Genomic DNA, 25,762 nt, shown 5'->3' on the forward strand with positions numbered 1-25,762 from the left:
CCACTGCTTGGACAATAGGAAGAGCGGCGCCGCCCGGACGACCACGCGCCGCGCGGCACGGCGGCAGGAGCGCCGATGTACCGGACCTGGATGCGGTTCCTCACCCCCGGCCCCGCCCACCACCGCCTCGGCCTGGCCTGCCTCGGCGTCGGCCTCCAGCACGGCGCGCTGCCCACCGTCGGCCCGCGCACCCTCGACCACCACGTCGCCGTGGTGATCAGCGCGGGCGGCGGCTGGTACCGCGGCGCCGACGGCCGCCGTACGACCGTCACCGCGCCCGCGCTGCTGTGGCTCACCCCCGGCGTCCCCCACCACTACGCGCCCGACCCGGACACCGGCTGGGACGAGGGCTTCGTCGACTTCACCGGACCCGCCACGACCGCCTACCGCGACCTCGGCTACATCGAACCCGACCGGCCCGTCGTCCCGCTCTCCGACGCCGCCGGACCCCGCGCGGTCATCACCCGCCTCGCCCGGGCCGCCCGCCGCGACAACCCCCTGCTGGAAGTGGAGACCGGCGCCGCCGTCCACGAACTCCTCGTCGCGCTGCGCCGCGCCCGCGCCGACCTCGCCCCCGGCGCCGACCAGCTGCTGGCGGCCCTGGCCCGGGACGCCTGCGCACCGCTGAGCGTCGCCGACCACGCCGCCCGGCACGGGATGACCACCGCCGAGCTGCGCGACGCGGTCCGCCGGGCGGCCGGCCGCACCCCGAAGGACTACCTGCTCGGCATCCGGCTCGGCCGGGCCAAGGACCTCCTCGCCGGCACCGAGCTGCCCGTCGCGGCCGTCGCCCGCCGCGTCGGCTACGACGACCCCGCCTACTTCTCCCGGCTGTTCTCCCGGCGCGTGGGCCTCGCCCCCGTCCGGTTCCGCGCCCAGCAGGGCCACACCGTCCCCGGCGGCTGGAGCGACCGCGTCCCCGACCCCGGCGATCCGCCGGTGATCCACTCCCCGGACACCCCATAGGGCCCGGCCCGTGAAGCGCATAGGGTGAGCCCCCATGACCACCAGCAACACCGGCACCGGTGCCGACGACCCCGAGGTCCGCCAGGAACTGGAGCGGCTGCGCGACAGCATCGACAACATCGACGCGGCCGTCGTCCACATGCTCGCCGAGCGCTTCAAGTGCACCCAGCAGGTCGGCCGGCTCAAGGCGCTGCACCAGCTGCCGCCCGCCGACCCGGCCCGCGAGGCCCGGCAGATCGAACGCCTGCGCCGCCTCGCCGAGAACGCCAAGCTCGACCCCGCGTTCGCCGAGAAATTCCTCAACTTCATCATCGCCGAGGTGATCCGGCACCACGAAAGCATCGCCGAGGACACCCACAACGCACATCCGGCGCACGAGGACCGAGCACGGCCCTGACCAGGGCCCGGAGGCGCCCGGCCGGACGCGTGGGCGAGGGGGCGCGCAGGGGACAAAAGCCATGTACCGATCCGCCCCTGTGCGCTGTCGGCCCCATCAGGCAGCATGGCGTGCATGTCCGTACTCACGCGCGACGAAGCGCAGCTCCGAGCACAGTTCCTCGACGTCCACCGGTACACGGTCGAACTCGACCTCACGACCGGTGACGAGACCTTCGACTCCCGTACCGCGATCCGGTTCACGGCGCGGTCCGACGGGGACACGTTCGTCGAGCTGAAGCCCGCCGAGCTGCGCGGTGTCACGCTCGACGGACAGCCGCTCGACCCGGAGTCCCTGTGCGAGGACCGGCTGCCGCTGAAGAACCTCGCCGCCGGCGAGCACGAACTGCGCGTCGACGCGGTCATGCGCTACTCCCGCACCGGCGAGGGCATGCACCGCTTCACCGACCCCAGCGACGGCGAGACGTACGTCTACACCCAGATGTTCCTGGACGACGTCCAGCGCGTCTTCGCCGCCTTCGACCAGCCCGACCTGAAGGCCGCCTTCGAGGTCTCCGTCAAGGCGCCCGCGGGCTGGAGCGTCCTCGCCAACGGCGTCACCGAACACCGCGGCGACGGCCTCTGGCAGGCCGCGCCCACCCCGCCCGTCTCCACCTACCTCGTCGCCGTCGCCGCCGGCCCCTGGCACTCCGTGCGCACCGAGCACCGCGGACTGCCCTTCGGCATCCACTGCCGCCGCTCCCTCGCACCCCACCTCGACACCGACGCCGACGAGATCCTCGACATCACGCGCGCGTGCTTCGACCGCTACCACGAGAAGTTCGAGGAGCCCTACCCCTTCGACTCCTACGACCAGGCGTTCGTCCCCGAGTTCAACGCGGGCGCCATGGAGAACCCGGGCCTGGTCACCTTCCGCGACGAATTCGTCTACCGCTCCGCCGTCACCGACACCGAGCGGCAGACCCGCGCCATGGTCATCGCCCACGAGATGGCCCACATGTGGTTCGGCGACCTCGTCACCCTCAAGTGGTGGGACGACATCTGGCTGAACGAGTCCTTCGCCGAGTACATGGGCTACCAGACCACCGCCGAGGCCACCCGCTTCACCGACCCCTGGACCGAGTTCGGCGTCACCCGCAAGTCCTGGGGCTACGACGCCGACCAGCGGCCCACCACCCACCCCGTCGCCCCCGAGAACGTCGACGACACGGCCTCCGCCCTGCTCAACTTCGACGGCATCTCCTACGCCAAGGGCGCCTCCGCACTGCGCCAGCTGGCCGCCTGGCTCGGCGAGAAGGACTTCCTCGCCGGCATCAACGCCCACTTCACGCGGCACAAGTTCGGCAACGCCACCCTCGCCGACTTCATCGACTCCCTCGCCTCCGCCACCGACCGCGACGTGCACGCCTGGGCCGACAGCTGGCTGCGCACCACCGGCGTCGACACGCTCACCCCGCGGATCGCCCCCACCGGCGGCACCTGCGCGCTGACCGCCGACCGCACGGGCAGCCGCCCGCACCGCCTCAGCGCCGGACTGTACGACCACGACGTCGCCGAGGAGGGCCGGCTGCTGCTGCGCGAGCGCATCGGCCTCGACGTGCCGCAGACCGCGCCGCAGCCCATCGGCAAGCGCCCCGCACTCGTCCTCCTCAACGACGGCGACCTCACCTACGCCAAGATCCGCTTCGACACCGCCTCCTTCGACACGCTCCGCACCAGCCTGTCCGGCCTGCCCGACCCGCTCACCCGCGCGGTCGTGTGGAACGCCCTCAGGGACGCCGTCCGCGACGGCGAACTCGCGCCCGCCGCCTACCTGGAGACGGCCCGCGCCCACCTGCCGCGCGAGACCGACCTGGCCGTCACCGAGGGCGTCCTCGCCTTCGCCGCCGGCCAGCTCGCCAACCAGTACCTGACACCGCAGGACCGCCCGGCCGCCCTGGCCACCCTCACCTCGCTCTGCCGCGACCTGCTGCGACGCACCGAGGACGGAGACCACCCCGGCCTGCGGCTGATCGCGGTACGGCACCTGATCGACGTCGCCGCCCACCCGGAGACCATCGCCGCCTGGCTCGCCGACGGCACAGTGCCCGGCGGACCGGAACTCGACCCCGAACTGCGCTGGCGCATCCTCGCCCGGCTCGCCGTGCTCGGCGCCACCGACGAGGACGCCATCGCCGCCGAGCTGGCGCGCGACCCGAGCGCCACCGGCCAGGAGGGCGCCGCCCGCTGCCGCGCCGCCCTGCCCGACCCGGAGGCCAAGCGCACCGCCTGGGAGGCGATGTTCGCCGGCGACGACCTGTCCAACTACCTCTTCACGGCCACCGCCCAGGGCTTCTGGCAGCCCGAACAGGCCGACCTGGTACGGGAGTACGTGGCGCGCTTCTACACGGACGCGGTCGCCGTGGCCGCCCGCCGCGGCCCCGCCATCGCCGTCGCCGCCGGCCGCTGGTGCTTCCCGGCCCACGCCGTCGACGCCGAGAACCTCCGCCTCGGCGAGGCCTGCCTGCGCGACGCGGACCTCACCCCGGCCCTGCGCCGCACCCTCGCCGACCGGCTGGACGACCTGTCCCGCGCCCTGAAGGTGCGCGGCGAGGAGCGGGCGGAGTAGGAGCGGGCGGAGCAGGAGCGCACGGAGCGGGAGCGCACGGAGCGGGAGCGGGCGGGCGTGGGCCGGCACAGGTCCGACGCCCGCCCGCTGCCCGGCACAGCTCCGACGCCCGCTCGCTGCCCGGCACAGCTCCGACGTCCGCTCGCTGCCCGGCACAGCTCCGACGCCGCAGGACGCGGCCGGTCCCTGCCGATGACGCGGCGGACCGGCCGAGCCCCCGTCCACGGTCACCCCGCCGGGGCGGAGCCCGTCAGAGCGCCGCCCCGGACGGTCGCCCGCGCGCACAGGAACAGCTTCGTCGCCCCGGCCGGCGTCCCTGGAGACCGCCCCGGCCGACGTCCGTTGAGACCGCCCGGAGCCCTTCCAGCACGTGCCGCCCCAAGTGCCCGCTCACCGGAACCCCGGCCCGCACCCCCGCCCCACGGGCCCGGGACCACGCCGCCGGCCTCCGGGCGCGGACCCGAGGAGCCGGCCGCCCCAACCCCTCACAGGGGTACGGCAGTACACACTTTCGGGTTCCGTTCGCCCGGCTTCCGGGACACAGGGACCCCATCCGGTACAAGCTGGAACTCCACCCACACGCCGGAAGCCCGGGCCCTGGACGCCCGCCGGACGTTCCCCTGCCCGGAGGAGAGCCCATGAGCGCAGGAGAGCCCACGAGCCTGCCGCCCCTCGCCTCCGGCCCCGCCGGCCCCGACGCCCTGCGGCCCCTCCTCGACACCGTGCTCGACGCCCTCGCGGCCGGCCGCGACGAACGCGGCGGACCACTGCCCGCCGGCGGACCGGACGCCGTCGCCACACGCGTCGCCGACGCCCTCGGGGACGTCCTGCCCGACACCGGCGACCCGGACGCCCTGCGCACCCTCGTGCACGCGCTCGCCGCGGGCTCCGCCGACCCCGCCGACCCGCTGTGCGCGGCCCACCTGCACTGCCCGCCGCTCGCCGTGGCCACCGCCGCCGACCTCGCCGCCAGCGCCCTCAACCCCTCCCTGGACTCCTGGGACCAGGCCCCGGCCGCCTCCGCCCTGGAGGCCGCCGTCACCCGCGCCCTCGCCCGCACGGCCGGGCTCGCCGACGCCCTCGTCACCACCGGCGGCACCGAGTCCAACCAACTCGCCCTGCTGCTCGCCCGCGAGGCACACGCCGGCGTGCGCCTCGTGTGCGGCGCGAACGCCCACCACTCGCTGCCCCGCGCCGCCTGGCTGCTCGGCCTGCCCGACCCGGTCGTCATCCCGGCACCGGGCGGCACCCTCGACCCGGCCGCCCTCTACGCGGCCCTCACCGCGCTCCCCGGCCCGCTGCTCGTCACCGCCACCGCCGGCACCACCGACGCCGGCCTCATCGACCCGCTGCCCGAGATCGCCCGACTGTGCACCGCCCACGGCGCCCGCCTGCACATCGACGCGGCCTACGGCGGCGGCCTGCTGTTCAGCGACCGGCACCGCGACCAACTCGCCGGACTCGAAACCGCCCACACCGTCACCCTCGACCTGCACAAACTCGGCTGGCAACCGGTCGCCGCCGGACTCCTCGCCGTCGCCCGCCCCCACGAACTCACCGCACTCCACCAGCGCGCCGACTACCTGAACGCCGACGACGACACCGAGGCCGGACTCCCCGACCTGCTCGGCCGCTCCCCGCGCACCAGCCGCCGCCCCGACATCCTGAAGATCGCCGTCACCCTGAAGACACTGGGCCGCAGCGGAGTCGGCGCCCTGGTCGACCAGGTCTGCGCCCGCGCCCGCGAGTTCGCCGCACAGATCCGCGAGCACCCCGGCTTCGAGCTGTACGACCGCCCCGTCATCAGCACCGTCCTGTTCCGGCCGGCCGAGGCCGACGACGACGCCGTGGCCACCGTCCGCCGACGACTGCTGCACGAGGGCCGGGCCGTCCTCGGCCGCGCCCGACTCGACGGCCGGCTCTGGCTCAAGGCCACCGTCCTCAACCCCCACACCCGGCCGGACGACCTGACCCACCTGCTCAAACTCGTCGAACTCGCCGAAAGAAGCCTCCCCGGATGACCCACCCCCCACGCCACGAACCGGCCTCCCCACGCGACCTGGTCGGCGTCGGCATCGGCCCCTGCAACCTCTCCCTCGCCGCGCTCGCCCAGCCGCTCGCCGAACTCGACGCCGTCTTCTACGAACAGCGCCCCGACTTCGACTGGCACCCCGGCCTGCTCGTCGACGGCGCCACCGTCCAAGTGCCGTTCCTCGCCGACCTCGTGACCCTCGCCGACCCCACCAGCCCCTGGAGCTTCCTCAACTACCTCAAGACCCGCGAGCGGCTCTTCCCCTTCTACTTCTCCGAGCACCTCCACATCCAGCGCGCCGAGTACGACGCCTACGGCCGCTGGGTCGCCGGCCAACTGCCCGGGCTGCGCTTCCGCCACCAGGTCGACGGCGTCCGCTGGAACCCCGAACAGGACGTGTTCGAAGTCGACTTCACCCAGCTGGACGCCGACGGCGAGGCCGAGGCCCTCGGCCGCACCTACGCCCGCAACGTCGTCCTCGGCATCGGCACCGCCCCCTACGTGCCCGACCCCCTCAGACCCCTCGTGGACGCGCCCGGCGTGCCCGTCGTCCACGCCGCCGACTACCTCGCCCACCGCGACAGCATCCTCGCCGCCGGGCACGTCACCGTCGTCGGCTCCGGACAGTCCGGCGCCGAGGTCTTCCTGGACCTGCTCCGGCACCGGCCGGCCGGCCAGGAGAGACTGCACTGGATCGGCCGTACCGAGGCCTTCGCACCCATGGAGTACTCCAAGCTCGGCCTGGAACACTTCACACCCGACTACACGCGCTACTTCCACGCCCTTACCGAGCCCGTCCGCGACCGGCTGGTCGCCGCCCAGTGGCAGCTGTACAAGGGCATCGACGCCGGCACCCTCGCCGCCATCCACGACGAGCTGTACCGGCGCAGCCTGCACGGCGGCTGGCCCGACGCCGTCCTCACCCCCGGCGTCCGCGTCCGCACCGCCGGCCGGATCGCCACCAGCAAGATCGAGCTGCACCTGGAGCACCTCCAGCAGGACAGCCGCTCCCGGCTCACCACCGACGCCGTCGTCCTCGCCACCGGCTACCGCGACCGCCCCCTCGACCGCATCCTCGCCGGACTCGACCCCTACATCCGCCGCGACAGCAGCGAACGCCCGCGCGTCGACGAGGACTACCGCCTCGTGCTGGACCCCTCGGTCACCGGCTCGGTCTACGTCCAGAACGCCGAACTGCACACACACGGCGTCGGCGCCCCCGACCTCGGCCTCGCCGCCTGGCGCAGCGCCACCATCCTCAACTCGCTCACCGGCAAGGAGCCGTACCCGCTCCCGTCCCGGACCGCCTTCACCTCCTTCGGACTTAAGGAGCCGGCGGCCCGGGTCCCGCAGGGCAGACAGCCCCAGCGGCTCACCCCGCTCGTCGAGGACAGGTGAGCGCCGCCGCGGGAGGGTGACCCCTAGAACACCGGCTTGCCGTCGCGCACCAGCTTCCAGTCCGCCGACGCGAAGTCCTTCGGGTCCAGGACACCCTTCGCGGTCACCCACTCGGCGATCCGGGTGCGGATCTCCGTCGACTCCGACCACAGCTCCTTGGCCGTGGCGACGTGCGGGAAGGCACCGCCGCCGTTGGCCCGGTAGTTGTTCACGGCGAACACGAACTCCTGCGCGTCGTCCAGCGGGGCCCCGCCGAAGGTCAGGTTCCTGATCCGCGACCCAGCCGGCTGGGCGATGTCGATGTCGTACGACAGGCCCGAGACGTAGTCGTAGTTGTAGTCCGGGCGGCCACCGGCGTTGGTCAGCTTCTCCACGTCCACCGTGGCGCCGGCGGCCGTCTGGACGTAGTACCCCGCCGAGTACTCAAGGTAGGCGCGGACCTGGGCGCCCGTCAGCAGCTTGGCGACCAGCGTGTTGTCGTACACGTACAGGCTCGACAGGTCCCGGATGGTGACGTCGCCGGCCGGGATCTCGGAGGTCCGGGAGAACGGCGAGGCCTGCGCGATCACCGGCAGCGAGGTGTACGCCGTACCGGCGAGCGCGGCCTTGACCACGTCCTCCTGGACCTTGGTGATCAGGTCGATGATCGGGGCGTCCTTGTAGCGGGCCTCGACGGTCGTCAGGGTCTCGGTCGCCCGGCCCACGACCTGGTTGACGTACGCGACGACCTTCTTGTGCTCGTCGGTGAGCAGCTTGGTGATCTTCGGGTCGTCGGCGACGCCGTTGGAGTTGCGCAGCGAGGCGGAGACCGACTCGACCTCCCAGCGGCCCTTGCTGAACACCAGCTCGATGTCGAAGAGGGTCAGCCGCTCGGCGAAGCACAGCGGCTCGGACAGGACGACCGTCTTGCCGGTCTGCTCGTTGACGACCTTCAGCTCCGGGATCTCCAGGTGCGCGTGGCCGACCAGGATCGCGTCGATGCCCGGCACCTGCTTGGCCACGTTGGCCGCCGCGTTCTCCACGTACGGCACCTGGTCGCCGTACGACGACGTGCCCGAGGTGCCCGAGTGCGCCGAGACGACGACCACGTCCGCGCCCATCGACCTCAGCTTCGGCACCCACTTCGCGGCCTGCTCCTCCAGCCCCGGGAACGCCAGCTTGCCCTGGACGTAGGCCTTGTCCCAGATCGCGATGCCCGGGTTGGTCAGACCGAGCACGGCGACCTTGACCGGCTTGGCGCCCGGCACGTGGAACGTCTTCATGAAGTACGGCGGGAAAGCGGGCTTCAGCGTCTTCGCGTCCACCGCGTTGGCACCGAGCAGCGGGAAGTCGAGCTGGTCCTCGAACTTCCGCAGCGTCTCGATGCCGTAGTTGAACTCGTGGTTGCCGAGGGCCGCCGCGTCGTACCCGATCGCGTTCATCGCCTGCGCCATCGGGTGCACCGGGCCGCCCTTGGCGGTGATCGGGTCGACCTTGGCGTAGTAGTAGGTGAGCGGGGTGCCCTGGATGGTGTCACCGGCGTCCAGGAGCAGCGTGTTGCAGCGGCCCTTCTCCTCGCGCACCTGCTCGACCAGGGTGGAGATACGGGCCAGGCCCGTCGCGTTGCCCGCGCTGTCGGTGTACTCGGCGTCCTTGAAGTAGTCCCAGTTGAAGACGTGCCCGTGCAGGTCGGTGGTGCCCATGACGGTCAGGGAGTACCGCTTCACGGGGTGCCCGGGCTTCTGGGCCTGTGCCGCCTCGGCCGCCGGAGCCGCCGCCGCGCCGGCGATCGCCACTCCCGCCCCGGTGGCGGCGGACTTCTTCAGGAACTTCCGGCGGTTCAACGGCATGTCTCGGTCTCCTTGGCGGTGGCACAACAACGCGCGAGTACAACAACGCGCGTAGATTCTGACCTGGGCATGACTTCCGGCAACAGGTCCGGAAGGTTGCGATCTGGTGACCATCGCTCATAGGAGCGGACCACCGCACAATTCAACACTTGTCAATAACCCTTTGCCGAAAGTCTGTTGAGTGGTCATACGGCGCCAATTCTCTACCCGCCGGTAAGCCATAGGCTCGACTCATGCGCCGAGCAAAGATCGTTTGTACCCTGGGGCCCGCCACCGACTCGTACGACCAGATCAAGGCACTGGTCGAGGCCGGAATGGACGTCGCCCGGTTCAACCTCAGCCACGGCACCCACGCCGATCACGAGGAGCGGTACCAGCGCGTGCGAAAGGCGGCCGACGAGACCGGGCGCAGCGTCGGAATCCTCGCCGACCTTCAGGGCCCGAAGATCCGGCTCGGCCGCTTCGCCGAAGGACCCGTACTCCTTGAACGCGACGACACCTTCACCATCACCGTGGAGGAAGGCGTCCACGGCGACCGCCACCGGTGCGGCACCACCCACGCCGGCCTCGCCACCGACGTCACCCCCGGCGAGCGCATCCTCGTGGACGACGGCAAGGTCTGCCTGGAGGTCACCGACGTCGACGGCCCCCGCGTACACACCCGGGTGGTCGAGGGCGGTGTCATCTCCGACCACAAGGGCCTGAACCTCCCCGGCGTGGCCGTCTCCGTCCCCGCCCTCTCCAAGAAGGACGAGGACGACCTGCGCTGGGCGCTGCGCACCGGCTTCGACGTCATCGCCCTCTCCTTCGTCCGCAGCGGGGACGACGTCGTGGACGTGCACCGGATCATGGCCGAGGAAGGCCGCCGCCTCCCCGTCATCGCCAAGATCGAGAAGCCGCAGGCCGTGGCCGACCTCGACGGCATCGTGGCCGCCTTCGACGGGCTGATGGTCGCACGTGGCGACCTCGGCGTGGAGATGCCGCTGGAGCAGGTGCCGATCGTCCAGAAGCGCGCCATCAAGCTCGCCAAGCGCAATGCCAAGCCGGTGATCGTCGCCACCCAGATGCTCGACTCGATGATCGAGAACTCCCGGCCCACCCGCGCCGAGGCCTCCGACGTCGCCAACGCGGTCCTCGACGGCACGGACGCGGTCATGCTCTCCGGCGAGACCAGCGTCGGCAAGTACCCGGTCGAGACCGTACGCACCATGGCGAAGATCGTCGCAGCGGCCGAGGAGGACATGCTGGCGGCGGGCCTGCCGCCGCTCACCGAGCGGAACAAACCGCGCACCCAGGGCGGCGCGGTCGCCCGGGCCGCCGCCGAGATGGGCGACTTCCTCGGCGCGAAGTTCCTGGTCGCGTTCACCCAGTCCGGGGACACCGCCCGCCGCCTCTCCCGCTACCGCTCCCCGATCCCCCTCCTGGCCTTCACGCCGGAGCCGGCCACCCGCTCCCAGCTCAGCCTCACCTGGGGCGCGGAGACCTTCCTCGGTCCGCACGTGGACTCCACGGACGCCATGGTCGACCAGGTGGACGAACTGCTCCTGAAGTACGGCCGCTGCCAGAAGGGCGACGTCGTGGTGATCACGGCCGGCTCCCCGCCCGGCGTCTCCGGCTCGACCAACATGGTCCGCGTCCACCACATCGGCGAGGACGACAGCCCGAAGTGACAGGGGGCCCTCTTGCGGGGCTCTCTTCAGTGCTTGGGGCCGACGTGGGCGTCCATGAGGGCGACGGAGGCCTTGCGGGCTATGGAGACGGTCACGGCCGCGCGGCTCTGGTTGAGCGTCTTCCACTCGATACCGACCTTGTCGAGGGTGCCGGTGAAGAGGCGGACGATGTCGGCCGAGGTGTTGGTGAAGAAGTAGCGCGGATACTCGTACCGCTTGCGCTCACCGGCGACGAGCCGGGTCGTCCAGTTGGTGATGCGGCACCCGTCCGAGTGGATGAGGCCGCGGACGAACTCCCACGGGTGGGCGTCGACGATGGCCCGCTGCCAGGGTTCCAGGACGATGGGGCGCTCGTGCTTCTTACCGGGGCCGTGCTGGGGGAAGAGACAGGGCCAGTGCTTGCTGGTGCTGGTGACCGCTGCACAGCCTTGTTTCTGCACACGGAAGACGCTGTTGTCCGGGCGCACGGCGCGGAGTGCCGCCTCGCACGCGTCGATGATGCCTGGCCAGGCGTTGTCCAGCACCACGCGCATGGTGTAGACGCCTCTGCGGTGAGCGTTGACGCAGCCGTCGCCGAGGTAGAGGCCGAGGAGGTAGGCGTAGGCGGCCGGGTCCTCAGGCGGACCGGGGACGTCCCGGCATCGGGGGCAGGGCTTGCTCACGCGTTGAATCGGCTCGATGCGAGCCTGCCAGGAGCGAATCGCATAGCGGGAGACCCCCAGCTCCCTGCTCACGGAGCGAAGGCTGCGCCCCTGCGCCACCAACGCAACCGCTCGCTCGCGTGTGCTGATGTCGTACATGTGCACACTCTGCGTGAGCGATCCCCGGGACACGCAGCGAAAAGCGGATGTTCACGAGAACGAGAGCATCCGCTTCGTCAGCTGACCTTGTAATCGAAGGAAAAGTGCCCCGGGTCGGACTCGAACCGACACTGTATGGGTTTTGAATCCATTGCCTGCTGCCAATTGGGCTACCGGGGCTCACAGAATCAAAGGTTTCCCTTGACCCTCCGCGCGTCCACCATACCGTAGCTAGGTAGGCTCTTGTCAGCAGTACCCCTGCCCTGAACGAGGAGCCCCCGTGACCGCCGAGTCGCCCCAGCCCGTAGACGTGCCCGACGACGACAAGTCGCACGTGCCTCCGCTGACGACCCGTGTCGTCATCGCCGAGGACGAGGCCCTGATCCGGCTCGATCTGAAAGAGATGCTGGAGGAGGAGGGGTACACCGTCGTCGGCGAGGCCGGGGACGGTGAGCAGGCCGTCGAGCTGGCCCGCGAGCACAAGCCGGACCTGGTCATCCTGGACGTGAAGATGCCCAAGCTGGACGGCATCTCCGCGGCCGAGAAGATCGCCGGTGAGTCCATCGCGCCGGTCCTGATGCTCACCGCCTTCTCGCAGCGCGACCTCGTCGAGCGCGCCCGGGACGCCGGTGCCATGGCCTATCTGGTCAAGCCGTTCAGCAAGAGCGACGTCGTCCCGGCGATCGAGATGGCCGTCTCCCGGTTCACCGAGCTGAAGCAGCTGGAGCAGGAGGTCGCCGACCTCACCCAGCGGCTGGAGACCCGCAAGCTGGTCGACCGCGCGAAGTCCATCCTCCAGACCGAGTACGGCCTGACCGAGCCGGCCGCGTTCCGCTGGATCCAGAAGACGTCGATGGACCGCCGTATGTCGATGCAGCAGGTCGCGGAGGCGGTCATCGCGGACAACGAGGAGAAGAAGGCGGCCAAGAAGGACTGAGCCCGTCCGGTACGACGAAGGCCCGCGCCCCGGAGAAGGGGGCGCGGGCCTGTGTCGTACCCGGGCGGTCAGTCCTCGCCGAGGTAGGCCTTGCGGACCGACTCGTCGTGCAGCAGGTCCTGTCCCGTGCCGGACAGGACGATGTTGCCGACTTCCATGACGTGTCCCTGGTCGGCGAGCGAGAGGGCGGCCTGGGCGTTCTGCTCGACGAGCAGGATCGTCGTGCCCTGGGCCTTCAGCTCGGCGATCGTCGCCATGATCTTCTGCATCATGATCGGCGACAGGCCCATGGACGGCTCGTCCAGCATGAGCAGCTTCGGCTGGGACATCAGTGCCCTGCCCATGGCGAGCATCTGCTGCTCGCCGCCGGAGAGGGTGCCCGCGGCCTGCTTGCGCCGCTCCCCGAGGATGGGGAAGAGGTCGTAGGCGCGCTGGATGTCCTTCTCGATGCCGGGTTTGTCGTTGCGCAGGAACGCGCCGAGGCGCAGGTTGTCCTCGATGCTCATGCGCGGGAAGATGTGCCGGCCCTCGGGGGAGTGGGCGAGGCCGAGGGAGACCACCTGGTGGGCGGGGATCTTCTTCAGCGATCTGCCGTTGAACCTGATCTGTCCGCCGACCGGCTTGAGCAGTCCGGACAGGGTGCGCAGGGTGGTGGTCTTGCCGGCGCCGTTGGTGCCGATGAGGGTGACGACCTGACCGGCCTCGACTTTGAAGGAGATGCCCTTGACGGCTTCGATCTTGCCGTAGGCGACCCTGAGGTCCTCGACTTCGAGCAGTGCGGTCATCGGTCGTTCTCCTTGCCGGGCGCGGCGTCGGTCGTGGTGTCGGCGCGTGCGCCGGTGGCCTCGGCCGTGGTCCCGGCGTGTGCCTCGGCGGCTTCGACCTCGGCCGCTTCCTCGGCGCCGGGTGCGTCTTCGAAGGGTTCGCCGAGGTAGGCCGCGACGACGCGTTCGTCGCCCTGGACGGTGGCGCTGTCGCCTTCGATGAGTTTCTCGCCCTGGACGAGGACGGCGACGCGGTCGCAGAGGTTGAAGATGAAGCGCATGTCGTGCTCGATGACGAGGACGGCGATGCCCATGTCGCGGATGGCGAAGACCAGTTCTTCGGTGGCCCGGGTCTCCTGCGGGTTCATGCCGGCGGTCGGCTCGTCGAGGAGGAGCAGGCCGGGCTCGCTGGCGAGGGCGCGGGCGATCTCCAGTTTGCGCTGTTCGCCGTAGGGGAGGTTGCGGGCGAGGTGTTCGGCCTTGTGGTCGAGGCCGATGAACTGGAGCAGTTCCATGGCCCGGTCCTTGGAGGCCTTCTCGGCCTTGTGGAAGCCGGGGCCGCGCAGGACGGCCGACCAGAAGCCTTCTTTGGTGCGGGTGTGCCGGCCGACGAGCACGTTCTCCAGGACCGTCATGTTGGCGAACAGGCGGATGTTCTGGAAGGTGCGTGCGATGCCGGCGGCGGTGACCTTGAAGGATTTGGGCGGCAGGACGTCGCCCTTGTAGCGGACTTCGCCCTCGGTGGGGACGTACAGGCCGGTGAGGCAGTTGAAGAAGGTGGTTTTTCCGGCGCCGTTGGGGCCGATGAGGCCGACGATCTCGCCGGCGCGGACGGTGAGGTCGACGCCGCGTACGGCGGTGAGGCCGCCGAAGCGCATGGTGACGCCGCGGGCGTCGAGGACGGTCTCGCCGGGCGCGGGGGCGCCGGGGGTGTCCTGGGTGGTGGTGTGGGTGGTCATGGTGGTCAGGCCCCCGCCTTCGTCAGGAGGGTGGGTGCTTCCGCCTCTTCGTGGAATTCGAGCTGGCGGCGCCGGTTGGGGATGAGGCCCTCGGGGCGGAACCGCATCAGCAGGATGAGTGCGAGGCCGAAGGCGAAGAGCTGGTAGTCACCGAGGAACTGGAGTTTGTTGGGGATGAGGAAGAGCAGGGCGGCGCCGATGAGGGGGCCGCTGATGGTGCCCATGCCGCCGAGGACGACCGCGGCGAGGAGGAAGGCGGAGTTGGGCGGGATGGGCCCGGCGAACAGGTACTGCTCGGGGGTCACGGTGTAGGTGACGTGGGCCTGGACGGTGCCGGCGAGTCCGGCGAGGGAGGCGCCGACGGCGAAGGCGATGAGCTTGACGCGGAAGCCGTTGATGCCCATGGCGAGGGCGGCGGTCTCGTCCTCGCGGATGGCGACCCAGGCGCGGCCGATGCGGGAGTTGCCGCTGCGGCGGAAGACCAGCACCACGACCGCGGTGATGATCAGCATGAGGAAGAAGTAGTTGGCGAACCGGCCGATGGTGAAGCCGCCCATGTCGTGCTGGGCGCCGAAGTCGAAGCCGAGGACGTCGAGGTTGGGGATGGAGGCGATGCCGTTGGAGCCGTTGGTGAGGTCGGGTCCGGAGGTGCCGTCGAGGTTGTTGGCGGTGATGCGGAAGATCTCGCCGAAGCCGAGGGTGACGATGGCGAGGTAGTCGCCGCGCAGGCGGAGGGTGGGGGCGCCGATGAGGACGCCGAAGACGAGGGAGGCGGCGGCGCCGATGAGGACGGCGGCCCAGAACGGGAAGTGGACGTCGAAGGGCGAGTTGGGGGAGCCGGATACCAGGGCCGCGGCGTAGGCGCCGACGCCGAGGAAGGCGACGTATCCGAGGTCGAGGAGGCCGGCGAGGCCGACGACGATGTTCAGGCCGAGGGCGACGGTGGCGAAGATGAGGATGTAGACGCCGAGGGTCGCGTACTGGTCGTTGGTCTGGGTGAAGGGGAACAGTGCCGCCGCGACGAAGGCGCCGCAGATGGTGATGTTCGTGTGCCGGGAGGCGATCTGCGAGGCGTGGGCGATGAGGCCGGCCTTGTTGAGGGCGGCGAAGCCGAAGCCCGCGGTGATGAGGAAGCCGATGAACTGTTCGTCGTACTCGGTGCCGATGCCGTAGGTGAAGACGACGAGGCCGAGGGCGAGCATCGCGACGATGATCAGGATCTCGGCGTACGAGGGCAGGGTGGCCACGGGCCGGGGGGCGCCGGCGGTGAAGACCGCCTTGGTGGTCTCCCACTTGTACGCGGCGCCGTGCTTGAACTTCTCCCAGCCGGTGTCGTCGGGGTCGATCGGCTCGGGTTCGGGGCGCTGGAAGGGCAGGGAGAGGGCGCCGGCGAGGGCGGCGAGGCTGCCGAGGGCGACGAGGAAGCCGCCGGGTTCCAGGTTGACGAGTCCGCCGAGGTCGACGCTGATCGCGAGGACCGTGTACCAGCTGGTGGCGAAGGTGGCGAGGGTGGCGAACCGCAGGGCCGCGTCGGGGCCGGCGGGTACGAGCCATCCGAGGCCGCGGATGCCGTAGGAGGCGAGTGCGAACAGGGTGGCGAGGAGTGCGCCGATGAGGACGAGGACCTGGAGGCCGCCGGGGTAGCCGTAGACGGTGAGGTCGCCGGGGAAGTCGGTGGTCCAGGTCCAGGCGAGGAAGGTGGAGACGATCGTCAGCGCGCTGCCGCCGAGGGCGAGGGCGCGGGCGGCCTTCTCGGGCAGGGGCAGCAGGCCGGCCGGGGTGTCGGCCTTGCGGGCGCTGGGTGTCTCGGGTGCGGTGGTCTGTGTGGTCATCGGTCTCACGCCCTGTCCGCGACGCGCTCGCCGAGCAGGCCCTGTGGCCTGAACAGCAGTACGAGGATGAGGAGTACGAAGGCCCAGACGTCGGCCCAGGACTGGCTGCCGAACTTGTCCATGCCCGGGATGTCGGCGATGTAGGCGGTGGCCAGGGTCTCGGCGACGCCGAGGACCACGCCGCCGATCATGGCTCCGTAGATGTTGCCGATACCGCCGAGGACGGCCGCGGTGAAGGCCTTGAGGCCGAGGATGAAGCCCATGCGGAAGTCGATCTGGCCGTACTTCAGGCCGTAGGCGACGCCGCCGATGGCGGCGAAGGCGGCGCCGAGGGCGAAGGCGACCACGATGATGCGGTCGGTGTCGATGCCCATGAGCTTGGCGGTGTCGGGGTCCTGGGCGGTGGCCTGCATGCCGCGTCCGGTGCGGGTCCTCATGACGAAGTAGGCGAGGACGGCCATGCTGATGGGGGCCGCGATGATGAGGAAGACGTCGCCGGTCTGGATGGTGACACTGCCGAGGTGGAAGGGGCCTCCGTCGATCTGCGGGAACGTGCGGGCGGATTTGGCCTCGGGGTACCAGGCCCAGACGGCCTGCTGGAGGGCGAGGGAGAGGCCGATGGCCGTGATGAGAGGGGCCAGGCGGGGGGCGTTGCGCAGGGGCCGGTAGGCGAACCGCTCCGCTCCCACGGCCACGAGGACGGCGACCAGGACGGCGCCGATGAGCATCAGTGGCAGGGCGACCCACATGGAGGTGCCGTCGGGCAGGATGTACGCGTAGACCGTGAGGGCGCCGAACGCCCCGGTCATGAATATCTCGCCGTGGGCGAAGTTGATGAGCTGGACGATGCCATAGACCATCGTGTAGCCGATGGCGACCAGCCCGTACATGGATCCGAGTAGCAGGCCGTTGACCAGCTGCTGCGGCAGTTCGTTCACCGCATGTCCTCCGAGACGTTCGGAAAAGTTCGACGGGTGTGTCCGGATGCGAGTCCGCGCGGGGCGCCAGTGGAACAGCGCCCCGCGCGGCTCGTGAGGATGGTGCGGGCGTGGTCAGCCGGTGAAGGTGCCGGACTTGACGGCCGTGAAGGCACCGTTCTTGACGGCGTACACGGTGAGCTGCTTGTTCGTGGCGTCGCCGAACTCGTCGAAGGAGACCTTGCCGGTCACACCGTCGAAGGAGACGTTCTGCATGGCGGCCGTGACCTTGGCGCGGGCGTCGGAGGGCAGCTTGCCGCCGTTGTCCTCGACGACCTTCTTCACGGCCTCGATGATCGCCCAGGCGGAGTCGTAGGAGTAGCCGCCGTAGGCGGAGTACTCGTCCTTGTAGCCTGCGGCCTTGTAGTCGGAGACGAACTGCTTGGCGGAGGGCAGCGACTCGACGGGGGCGCCGACCGAGGTGGCGAGGTCGCCGGTGGCCTCGGGACCGGCCAGCTTGCCGTAGGTGGCGTCGTTGATGCCGTCGCCGCCGACGAGCGGGATCTTGGCGCCGGCGGCCTTGATCTGCTTGCTGAGCGGGCCGGCCTGCGGGTATTCGCCGCCGTAGTAGACGACGTCCGCACCCGAGTTCTTCACCTTGGTGGCGACGGCGGAGAAGTCCGTGGTGTCGGGGTTGATGTGCTCGGTGCCGACGACCTTGCCGCCGAGCTTCTTGAACTCCTCGGTGAAGGTGCCGGCGAGGCCCGCGCCGTAGGTCTTCTTGTCGTCGATGACGAAGACCTTCTTCTTCTTGGCGGTGTTGAAGACGTACTGGGCGGCGAACGGGCCCTGGATGGCGTCCGTGGTCGCGGTGCGGAAGTACGACTTGTAGGGGCGCACCTTCTTGGTCTGCCAGTTCGCGCCCTGGGTGAGGGCCGGGCCGGTGTTGGCCGGGGAGACCTCGACGAGCTTGGCGTCGTCGAAGACCTTCTGCATGGACTCGGCGACGGAGGAGTTCAGCGGGCCGACGACGCCGAGGACGTCGCTGTCGGCGACGAGCTTGGTGGCGTTCTGCTGGCCCTGGGACGGCTGCTTCTGGTCGTCGAGGGCCTCGATCTTGAAGGTGATGCCCTTGACGTAGTTCTGCTTGTTGGCGTTCCTCACGGCGAGGTCGGCCGAGTTCTTGATACCGAGGCCCATGGCGGACAGGTCGCCGGTCAGGGGGGCGTCGACGCCGATGACGACGGTGCTGCCGCCGTTGCCGGAGTCGGAGCCCTTGTCGCCGCTGTCGCGCGAGCCGCAGGCGGTGAGGGTGAGCGCTCCCGCCGCCAGCGCGGCGGTGATGGCGATAAGCGAACGTTGACGCACGATCAGTCCTTTCCCCAGGCACAACCGTCTCCCTGTGGAGGCGGCCGAGTCGCGCGCCGCGCTGAATTGGACAATCCGAAGGCGCGGTGACTGGCCGTGACTCTAAGCGTGTGTGGGGAACGTGGAGGAGTGTCTGACCGAGGCTGTGACGCTCTTGTTATGACACGACGTAATGCAGAGCGGTACTTGGTGGGGTGGAAGGTGGAATTCAGGTGGATTCGCACTGTCCGCATTGTGAGAACCCGCAGGACTCGCCTTGATCCCTCCAGGCGTCTCAGCCGTTTTGGTGATTACCGAACTTTGTTGCTACAGGCTACTAGCAGGGCGCGTGAGAGGTCCTGTGCGTAGCGGGGGCCCAGGATGAAGCTCTGGACCTGTATTGCGCGCGTATTACGCAGAGTTACGTCCAGGAAAGGCAGCCCGGCGTTCTTGGGGACTTTTTCGCATTCCGTCACGTGCATCGTGATCGTGACCTTGCGGGCGGAACCCGACCTTGTCTGAAACGGAACGGGTGGATCCGTATGCAGGGACAGACCCGCGTACGGCTGGGTCACCCGGGTCACGGTGACCGGCGGCCCCGAGGTCACGCTGAGCAGCACGGCGAAGCTGAAGCTGCGCGGCGGGGCGCCCGCGGGAGTGGTCCGGCCGTCCAGGTAGGTCATGTCCACCGCCTGGGCGGGGTAGGGGACTTGCGCGTGCGCGCGGTCCTCGCGCGGGGGCGGCCGGTGCGGCCGGGTGGCGTACAGATAGCCGCCGCCCGCCAGGGCGACGGCCGCGGCGGCGAGGGCGATGGCGATCCGCCGGTGGCGGGCGTACCAGGCGGTCAGGGCCGCGCGTGTCCGGCCGGGCGGACGCGTGTCCTCCGGCCGCCGGCCGTCCCACGCGCGCGTGCCCTCGCCGGGCTCCGGCGGACCGATGCCGCTCATGTCCAGGGACCTGTCCTCGCGGTCCCGTGGCGGTAGCGCGCGGCACACGCCGTGCGGGCCTGACGGTGCATCAACCAACGGACGCTGCCGCGCCTTGGCGCTGCCGCGCGGGGCGTTTCGCCGCCGCGACGTCCAGGAGGATCCGGTACCGCCCGTGGGGCAGGCCCATCGACTGGTAGTCGCCGCAGGTGTCGTCGGTGAGTGTCCTGCGGGCCCAGTGGGTGACGGGCCTGGTGCACAGGTCGGCGTCCGAGGCCGGGTGCGGTGAGGCCGAGGCCGAGGCCGTGGTGGGAGCGGGGGAGGGAGCGGAGCCGTCCGGTCCGGTGCGGCCCGTCGTGCACAGCGGCGCCGGCAGCGCCGGCCCCAGCACCAGGAACCTCACCCCCGGCCGGGGGCCTCCTCGCCGTCCCATGTGCCGAAGCTAGAGGGAGGGAGGGCGAGGGGCAACGGTCCGGCGCAGGCCGGTGGAGGCGGCGCTCAGCTCGCGGCGGACTCCGCGGGCGCTCCGTCGCCCGGCCGGACGTCGCGCAGCAGGCAGGTCAGCCGGGCGGTGCAGACGCGGCGGCCCTCCTCGTCACTGATCACGATCTCGTACGTCGCCGTCGACCGCCCCCGGTGCACCGGCGTGGCCACGCCCGTCACCAGGCCGGAGCGGACGCCGCGGTGGTGCGTGCAGTTCAGGTCCACCCCGACCGCGATCTTCGAGGCGCCGCCGTGCAGCATGGAGCCGACCGAGCCCAGGGTCTCCGCCAGCACCGCGGAGGCGCCGCCGTGCAGCAGGCCGTACGGCTGGGTGTTGCCCTCCACCGGCATGGTCCCGACGACCTTGTCCGCCGAGGCCTCCAGGATCTGCACGCCCATCCGCGTGCCCAGGTGCCCGGCCGAGAACAGGGCGGGCAGGTCCACACCGAGCGCCGTGTACTCGTCGAGGACCTCCTGCGGGAACTTCACGTGCTGCTGCTCGCCCATGGGCCGGCTCCGTTCGTCGTCCACCTGTCTGCTCGCTGAGCAAACGCTCAGTCGGTCGCCGATTGTTCCAGACGGCTCCCGGCGGTGCCGCTGTGGTCCTCCAGCCGTACGACGACGGACTTGCTGGCCGGGGTGTTGCTGGTGTCGGCGGTGGCGTCCAGCGGCACCAGCACGTTCGTCTCGGGGTAGTACGCCGCCGCGCATCCCCGGGCCGTCGGATACAGCACGACCCGGAAACCGGGCGCCCGCCGCTCCACCCCGTCCCGCCACTCGCTCACCAGGTCGACGTACGACCCCTCGGCGATCCCGAGCGACCGGGCGTCCTCGGGGTGCACCAGCACCACCCGGCGCCCGCCCGTGATGCCCCGGTACCGATCGTCCAGGCCGTAGATCGTGGTGTTGTACTGGTCGTGCGAGCGCAGGGTCTGCAACAGCAGCCGGCCCTCGGGCAGCGCCGGGTACTCCACCGGCGCGGCCGTGAAGTTCGCCTTGCCCGTGGCGGTCGGGAAGCGCCGCTCGTCGCGCGGGGCGTGCGGCAGCGCGAAGCCGCCGGGCCGGGACACGCGCGCGTTGAAGTCCTCGAAACCGGGGATCACGCGCGCGATGCGGTCACGGACGGTCGCGTAGTCCTTCGCGAACTCCTCCCACGGCACGACGCTGCGCTCGCCGAGCACCCGCCGCGCGAGACCGCACACGATGGCCGGCTCGGACCGCAGGTGGGGGCTCGCGGGCCGCAGACGCCCGCGCGAAGCGTGCACCATGCCCATGGAGTCCTCGACCGTCACGAACTGCTCGCCGCTGTCCTGCACGTCGCGTTCGGTCCGGCCCAGCGTGGGCAGGATCAGCGCCCGCGCGCCCGTGACCACGTGCGAGCGGTTCAGCTTGGTCGACACGTGCACGGTCAGCCGCGCGCGGCGCATCGCGGCCTCGGTGACCTCCGTGTCGGGCGAGGCGGAGACGAAGTTGCCGCCCATGGCGAAGAAGACCTTCGCCTCGCCGTCGCGCAGCGCGCGGATGGCCCGTACGACGTCGAAGCCGTGCTCGCGCGGCGGAGCGAACCCGAACTCCTTCTCCAAGGCGTCCAGGAAGGCCGGCGCGGGCCGTTCGAAGATGCCCATGGTGCGGTCGCCCTGGACGTTGCTGTGCCCGCGCACCGGGCACACGCCCGCCCCCGGGCGGCCGATGTCGCCGCGCAGCAGCAGGAAGTTGACCACCTCGCGGATGGTCGGGACGGAGTGCTTGTGCTGGGTGAGGCCCATGGCCCAGCAGACGATGGTCCGCCGCGAGGCGAGGACCATGCCGAGGGCCTGCTCGATCTCCGCGCGCGTGAGGCCGGTCGCGGTCAGCGTCTCGTCCCAGTCGGCGGCACGCGCGGCCTCCGCGAACTCCTCGAAGCCGTGGGTGTGTTCGCGGACGAACTCCTCGTCGACCGCACCCTCGGTCTCCAGGATCAGCTTGTTGAGGAGCCGGAAGAGGGCCTGGTCGCCGCCGATGCGGATCTGGAGGAACAGGTCGGTGAGGGCGGCGCCCCTGAGGAGGCCCTGCGGGGTCTGGGGGTTCTTGAAGCGCTCCAGGCCCGCCTCGGGCAGCGGGTTGACGCTGATGACCTTCGCGCCGTTCGCCTTGGCCTTCTCCAGCGCGGAGAGCATGCGCGGGTGGTTCGTGCCCGGGTTCTGGCCCGCGACGATGATCAGGTCGGCCTTGTACAGGTCCTCCAGCAGGACGCTGCCCTTGCCGATCCCGATGGTCTCGCTGAGCGCCGACCCGGACGACTCGTGGCACATGTTCGAGCAGTCCGGCAGGTTGTTCGTGCCCAGCTCGCGCGCGAAGAGCTGGTACAGGAACGCGGCCTCGTTGCTGGTGCGGCCCGAGGTGTAGAAGACGGCCTCGTCCGGGGAGCCGAGGGCGGCGATCTCCTCGGCGACGATGTCGAAGGCCCGCTCCCAGGAGACCGGCTCGTAGTGCGTGCCGCCCTCGGGGAGGTACATCGGGTGCGTGAGCCGGCCCTGCTGTCCCAGCCAGTAGCCGCTGCGGCCGGACAGGTCCGCGACGGAGTGCGCGGCGAAGAACTCGGGCGTGACCCGGCGCAGGGTGGCCTCCTCGGCCACCGCCTTGGCGCCGTTCTCGCAGAACTCCGCCGTGTGCCGGTGGTCCGGCTCCGGCCAGGCGCAGCCCGGGCAGTCGAAGCCGTCCTTCTGGTTCACGCGCAGCAGCGTCAGCGCGGTGCGCTTCACACCCATCTGCTGCTGGGCGATGCGCAGCGTGTGCCCGATGGCCGGCAGCCCCGCGGCCGCGTGCCGGGGCTCCGCGACCTGCGGCGCGTCCTGGACCGGATCACCCTTGGGCGGCTTCGTCGCCATCGCACGCTCCCCTTCGACTGCGTGTGAGAAGTACGCCGACGATCCTCCCACGGCCCGCCGACAACGATGCCGGGCGGGCAGGGCGGGAGCCGGCGGCACCGCGTGCGCCGGTTCCACGGTGTCCGTCCGCGCGGGACGCTCGTCGCTGTGAGAGGCGCGGGGTCCTCGTCGCGGTGAGCGTCCGGGAGGCGACCGGCTGTGCCCCCCGCCGGAACCGCCCGGCCCGCGCTGTCAGTGGCTCGTGGCAGGATCGGGGACGTGGCAGAGACAGCATCGAAGCAGACCGACAAGACCCCCGGCGGCTCCCGTCCCCGGCTGATGCTCATGGACGGGCACTCGCTGGCCTACCGCGCGTTCTTCGCGCTGCCCGCGGAGAACTTCACGACCGCGACCGGCCAGCCGACGAACGCGATCTACGGCTTCGCGTCGATGCTGGCCAACACCCTGCGTGACGAGGCGCCCACGCACTTCGCGGTGGCCTTCGACGTCTCCCGCAAGACCTGGCGCTCCGAGCGGTTCACCGAGTACAAGGCGAACCGCTCCAAGACCCCGGACGAGTTCAAGGGCCAGGTCGAGCTGATCGGCGAGCTGCTCGACGCGATGCACGCGCACCGCTTCGCCGTCGAGGGCTACGAGGCGGACGACATCATCGCCACCCTCGCCACCCAGGCCGAGGCCGAGGGCTTCGAGGTGCTGATCGTCACCGGCGACCGCGACTCCTTCCAGCTGGTCAGCGAGCACACCACCGTGCTCTACCCGACCAAGGGCGTCTCGGAGCTGACCCGCTTCACCCCGGAGAAGGTTTTCGAGAAGTACGGATTGACGCCCGCCCAGTACCCGGACTTCGCGGCTCTGCGCGGCGACCCGTCCGACAACCTCCCCGGCATCCCCGGGGTCGGCGAGAAGACCGCCGCGAAGTGGATCAACCAGTTCGGCTCCTTCGCCGAGCTGGTCGAGCGGGTGGAGGAGGTCAAGGGCAAGGCCGGGCAGAACCTCCGCGACCACCTGGAGTCCGTCAAGCTCAACCGCCTCCTCACCGAGCTGGAACGCCAGGTGGAGCTGCCGAAGGCGGTCGCCGACCTGGAGCGGGCCCCGTACGACCGCAAGGCCGTCGCGATGGTCCTGGACACCCTGGAGATCCGCAACCCGTCGCTGCGCGAGCGGCTCTTCGCCGTCGACCCCGGCACGGAGGAGGCCGAGGCCACCCCGATCACCACCGACGGCGTCGAGATCGACGGCGCCATCCTGCACACCGGAGAGCTGGCCCCCTGGCTCGCCGAGCACGGCGTCGGCCCCCTGGGCGTCGCCACCGTCGACACCTGGGCGCTGGGCGCCGGCTCGGTCGCCGAGGTCGCCCTCGCCGCGGCCGGGGGAGCGGCGGCCTGGTTCGATCCGTCGGAGCTGGACGAGGCCGACGAGAACGCCTTCGCCGCCTGGCTGGCCGACGCGGCCCGCCCCAAGGTGTTTCACAACGCCAAGGGCGCCATGCGGGTCTTCGCCGAGCACGGCTGGAGCGTCGAGGGCGTGCGCATGGACACGGCGCTCGCCGCCTACCTGGTCAAGCCCGGCCGCCGCTCCTTCGACCTGGACGCGCTGTCGATGGAGTACCTGCACCGCGAGCTGGCCCCCGCCGCGGCGGCCGACGGCCAGCTGGCCTTCGGCGCGGACGACGGCGCCGAGGCCGAGGCCCTGATGGTCCAGGCCCGCGCCGTCCTGGACCTCGGCACGGCCTTCGAGGGCCGCCTGGAGGAGGTCGGCGCCGCCGACCTGCTGCGCGACATGGAGCTGCCCACCTCCGCGCTGCTCGCCCGCATGGAGCGCCACGGCATCGCGGCGGACCGGCCGCACCTCGAAGCGATGGAGCAGATGTTCGCGGGCGCCGTGCAGCAGGCCGTGAAGGAGGCGCACGCGGCGGCCGGCCACGAGTTCAACCTGGGCTCGCCCAAGCAACTCCAGGAGGTCCTCTTCGGCGAGCTGGCCCTGCCGAAGACGAAGAAGACCAAGACCGGCTACACCACGGACGCCGACGCCCTGGCCTGGCTCGCCACCCAGACCGACAACGAACTGCCCGTGATCATGCTCCGCCACCGCGAGCAGGCCAAGCTGCGGGTGACCGTCGAGGGCCTGATCAAGACCATCGCGGGGGACGGCCGGATCCACACCACCTTCAACCAGACGGTGGCCGCGACCGGGCGTCTGTCCTCCACCGACCCCAACCTCCAGAACATCCCCGTCCGCACGGACGAGGGCCGGGCGATCCGCCGGGGCTTCGTGGTCGGCGAGGGCTTCGAGTCCCTGATGACCGCGGACTACAGCCAGATCGAACTGCGCGTCATGGCCCACCTCTCCGAGGACGCGGGCCTGATCGAGGCGTTCACCTCCGGCGAGGACCTGCACACCACCGCCGCCTCCCAGGTGTTCGGCGTCGAGCCCGGCGCGGTAGACGCCGAGATGCGCCGCAAGATCAAGGCGATGTCGTACGGCCTCGCGTACGGCCTGTCCGCGTTCGGCCTCTCCCAGCAGCTGAACATCGAGGCGGCCGAGGCCCGCGCCCTGATGGACGCCTACTTCGAGCGCTTCGGCGGAGTGCGGGACTATCTGCGCCGGGCGGTCGACGAGGCCCGGGCGACGGGCTACACCGCGACGCTCTTCGGGCGCCGCCGCTACCTGCCCGACCTCAACAGCGACAACCGCCAGCGCCGCGAGGCGGCCGAGCGCATGGCCCTCAACGCGCCCATCCAGGGCACGGCGGCGGACATCGTGAAGATCGCCATGCTCAAGGTGGACAGCGCGCTGCGGGAGGCGGACCTCAGGTCCCGCATGCTCCTCCAGGTGCACGACGAGATCGTGCTGGAGATCGCCCCCGGCGAGCGGGCGGCGGCGGAGGAGATCGTCCGCCGCGAGATGGCGGGCGCCGTGCAGCTCAGGGCCCCGCTGGACGTCTCGGTGGGCGTGGGCCCGGACTGGGAATCGGCGGCCCACTAGCCTGCGGCGCGTGGAGGGCGGACCGAGCGGAGGCGCGGGCGTTGCG

The 25,762-nt window shown here is 71.0% G+C and carries 19 protein-coding genes and 1 tRNA gene; 8 read left to right on the forward strand and 12 right to left on the reverse strand.

Features of this window, described 5'->3' with window-relative positions; all coding sequences use genetic code 11:
- Nucleotides 1-75 precede the first annotated feature (75 nt).
- From AQJ11_RS19885 to AQJ11_RS19905, 5 genes are all read left to right on the forward strand, one after another.
- Nucleotides 76-966 (forward strand): helix-turn-helix domain-containing protein, encoded by an 891-nt coding sequence (locus AQJ11_RS19885; RefSeq protein ID WP_059263905.1) that lies wholly within the window; start codon nt 76-78, stop codon nt 964-966.
- 34 nt (nt 967-1,000) lie between these two features.
- Nucleotides 1,001-1,363 carry a chorismate mutase gene (locus tag AQJ11_RS19890; RefSeq protein WP_014672097.1) on the forward strand — a complete coding sequence of 121 codons (363 nt, stop codon included), beginning with the start codon at nt 1,001-1,003 and terminating at the stop codon, nt 1,361-1,363.
- Between the two features lie 114 nt (nt 1,364-1,477).
- Nucleotides 1,478-3,970 (forward strand): aminopeptidase N, encoded by a 2,493-nt coding sequence (gene pepN, locus AQJ11_RS19895; protein WP_059264034.1) that lies wholly within the window; start codon nt 1,478-1,480, stop codon nt 3,968-3,970.
- 638 nt (nt 3,971-4,608) lie between these two features.
- The gene (locus AQJ11_RS19900) at nt 4,609-5,991 is read left to right on the forward strand and encodes a pyridoxal phosphate-dependent decarboxylase family protein (protein WP_059263906.1); all 1,383 of its coding nucleotides are present in this window, start codon (nt 4,609-4,611) and stop codon (nt 5,989-5,991) included.
- Nucleotides 5,988-7,400: a lysine N(6)-hydroxylase/L-ornithine N(5)-oxygenase family protein gene (locus AQJ11_RS19905; protein ID WP_059263907.1), complete on the forward strand. Its 1,413-nt coding sequence runs from the start codon at nt 5,988-5,990 to the stop codon at nt 7,398-7,400. Before AQJ11_RS19900 ends, AQJ11_RS19905 begins: the two co-directional genes overlap by 4 nt.
- Before the next feature lie 23 nt (nt 7,401-7,423).
- Here the strand turns inward: AQJ11_RS19905 and AQJ11_RS19910 are convergent, their stop codons facing one another.
- Nucleotides 7,424-9,229 carry a bifunctional metallophosphatase/5'-nucleotidase gene (locus AQJ11_RS19910; RefSeq protein ID WP_059263908.1) on the reverse strand — a complete coding sequence of 602 codons (1,806 nt, stop codon included), beginning with the start codon at nt 9,227-9,229 and terminating at the stop codon, nt 7,424-7,426.
- A 233-nt stretch (nt 9,230-9,462) separates the two neighbouring features.
- On the opposite strand from AQJ11_RS19910, the gene pyk reads away from it, so the two are divergent.
- On the forward strand, nt 9,463-10,899 hold the full coding sequence (gene pyk, locus AQJ11_RS19915) for a pyruvate kinase (RefSeq protein ID WP_058080167.1): 1,437 nt from the start codon (nt 9,463-9,465) through the stop codon (nt 10,897-10,899).
- Between the two features lie 26 nt (nt 10,900-10,925).
- On the opposite strand, the gene AQJ11_RS19920 is transcribed toward pyk, so the two are convergent.
- Together AQJ11_RS19920 and AQJ11_RS19925 are read right to left on the reverse strand one after the other, a co-directional pair.
- Nucleotides 10,926-11,699 (reverse strand): helix-turn-helix domain-containing protein, encoded by a 774-nt coding sequence (locus AQJ11_RS19920; protein WP_059263909.1) that lies wholly within the window; start codon nt 11,697-11,699, stop codon nt 10,926-10,928.
- 105 nt (nt 11,700-11,804) lie between these two features.
- A tRNA-Leu gene (locus tag AQJ11_RS19925) sits at nt 11,805-11,879 on the reverse strand.
- A gap of 100 nt (nt 11,880-11,979) precedes the next feature.
- Here AQJ11_RS19925 and AQJ11_RS19930 point away from each other — a divergent pair.
- Entirely contained in the window at nt 11,980-12,636 is a 657-nt protein-coding gene (locus AQJ11_RS19930) for an ANTAR domain-containing response regulator (RefSeq protein WP_014672090.1), read from the forward strand.
- A 68-nt stretch (nt 12,637-12,704) separates the two neighbouring features.
- Here AQJ11_RS19930 and AQJ11_RS19935 read toward each other — a convergent pair whose 3' ends face one another.
- From AQJ11_RS19935 to AQJ11_RS19975, 9 genes are all read right to left on the reverse strand, one after another.
- Nucleotides 12,705-13,421, reverse strand: a complete 717-nt coding sequence (locus tag AQJ11_RS19935; protein WP_014672089.1) for an ABC transporter ATP-binding protein — start codon at nt 13,419-13,421, stop codon at nt 12,705-12,707.
- Nucleotides 13,418-14,359: an ABC transporter ATP-binding protein gene (locus AQJ11_RS19940; RefSeq protein WP_059263910.1), complete on the reverse strand. Its 942-nt coding sequence runs from the start codon at nt 14,357-14,359 to the stop codon at nt 13,418-13,420. The genes AQJ11_RS19935 and AQJ11_RS19940 overlap by 4 nt, the downstream gene beginning before the upstream one ends.
- Nucleotides 14,360-14,364: 5 nt before the next feature.
- Entirely contained in the window at nt 14,365-16,191 is a 1,827-nt protein-coding gene (locus tag AQJ11_RS19945; protein ID WP_059263911.1) for a branched-chain amino acid ABC transporter permease, read from the reverse strand.
- Between the two features lie 5 nt (nt 16,192-16,196).
- Nucleotides 16,197-17,129, reverse strand: coding sequence for a branched-chain amino acid ABC transporter permease (locus tag AQJ11_RS19950; protein ID WP_058080162.1), 933 nt, complete (start codon nt 17,127-17,129; stop codon nt 16,197-16,199).
- 114 nt (nt 17,130-17,243) lie between these two features.
- Nucleotides 17,244-18,476 (reverse strand): branched-chain amino acid ABC transporter substrate-binding protein, encoded by a 1,233-nt coding sequence (locus AQJ11_RS19955; RefSeq protein WP_014672085.1) that lies wholly within the window; start codon nt 18,474-18,476, stop codon nt 17,244-17,246.
- 290 nt (nt 18,477-18,766) lie between these two features.
- The gene (locus AQJ11_RS19960; protein ID WP_059263912.1) at nt 18,767-19,402 is read right to left on the reverse strand and encodes a hypothetical protein; all 636 of its coding nucleotides are present in this window, start codon (nt 19,400-19,402) and stop codon (nt 18,767-18,769) included.
- A gap of 70 nt (nt 19,403-19,472) precedes the next feature.
- The gene (locus AQJ11_RS19965) at nt 19,473-19,814 is read right to left on the reverse strand and encodes a hypothetical protein (RefSeq protein WP_244218299.1); all 342 of its coding nucleotides are present in this window, start codon (nt 19,812-19,814) and stop codon (nt 19,473-19,475) included.
- Nucleotides 19,815-19,879: 65 nt separating this feature from the next.
- Entirely contained in the window at nt 19,880-20,371 is a 492-nt protein-coding gene (locus AQJ11_RS19970) for a hotdog fold thioesterase (protein ID WP_014672083.1), read from the reverse strand.
- Between the two features lie 47 nt (nt 20,372-20,418).
- The gene (locus AQJ11_RS19975) at nt 20,419-22,731 is read right to left on the reverse strand and encodes an FdhF/YdeP family oxidoreductase (protein WP_059263914.1); all 2,313 of its coding nucleotides are present in this window, start codon (nt 22,729-22,731) and stop codon (nt 20,419-20,421) included.
- A gap of 258 nt (nt 22,732-22,989) precedes the next feature.
- Here AQJ11_RS19975 and polA point away from each other — a divergent pair, with 258 nt between their 5' ends.
- A complete protein-coding gene (gene polA / locus AQJ11_RS19980; RefSeq protein ID WP_059263915.1) occupies nt 22,990-25,716 on the forward strand; it encodes a DNA polymerase I in 2,727 nt (908 codons plus the stop codon).
- The last annotated feature ends 46 nt before the right edge of the window (nt 25,717-25,762 follow it).

Source organism: Streptomyces corchorusii (assembly GCF_001514055.1).
GTDB lineage: Bacteria > Actinomycetota > Actinomycetes > Streptomycetales > Streptomycetaceae > Streptomyces > Streptomyces olivaceoviridis.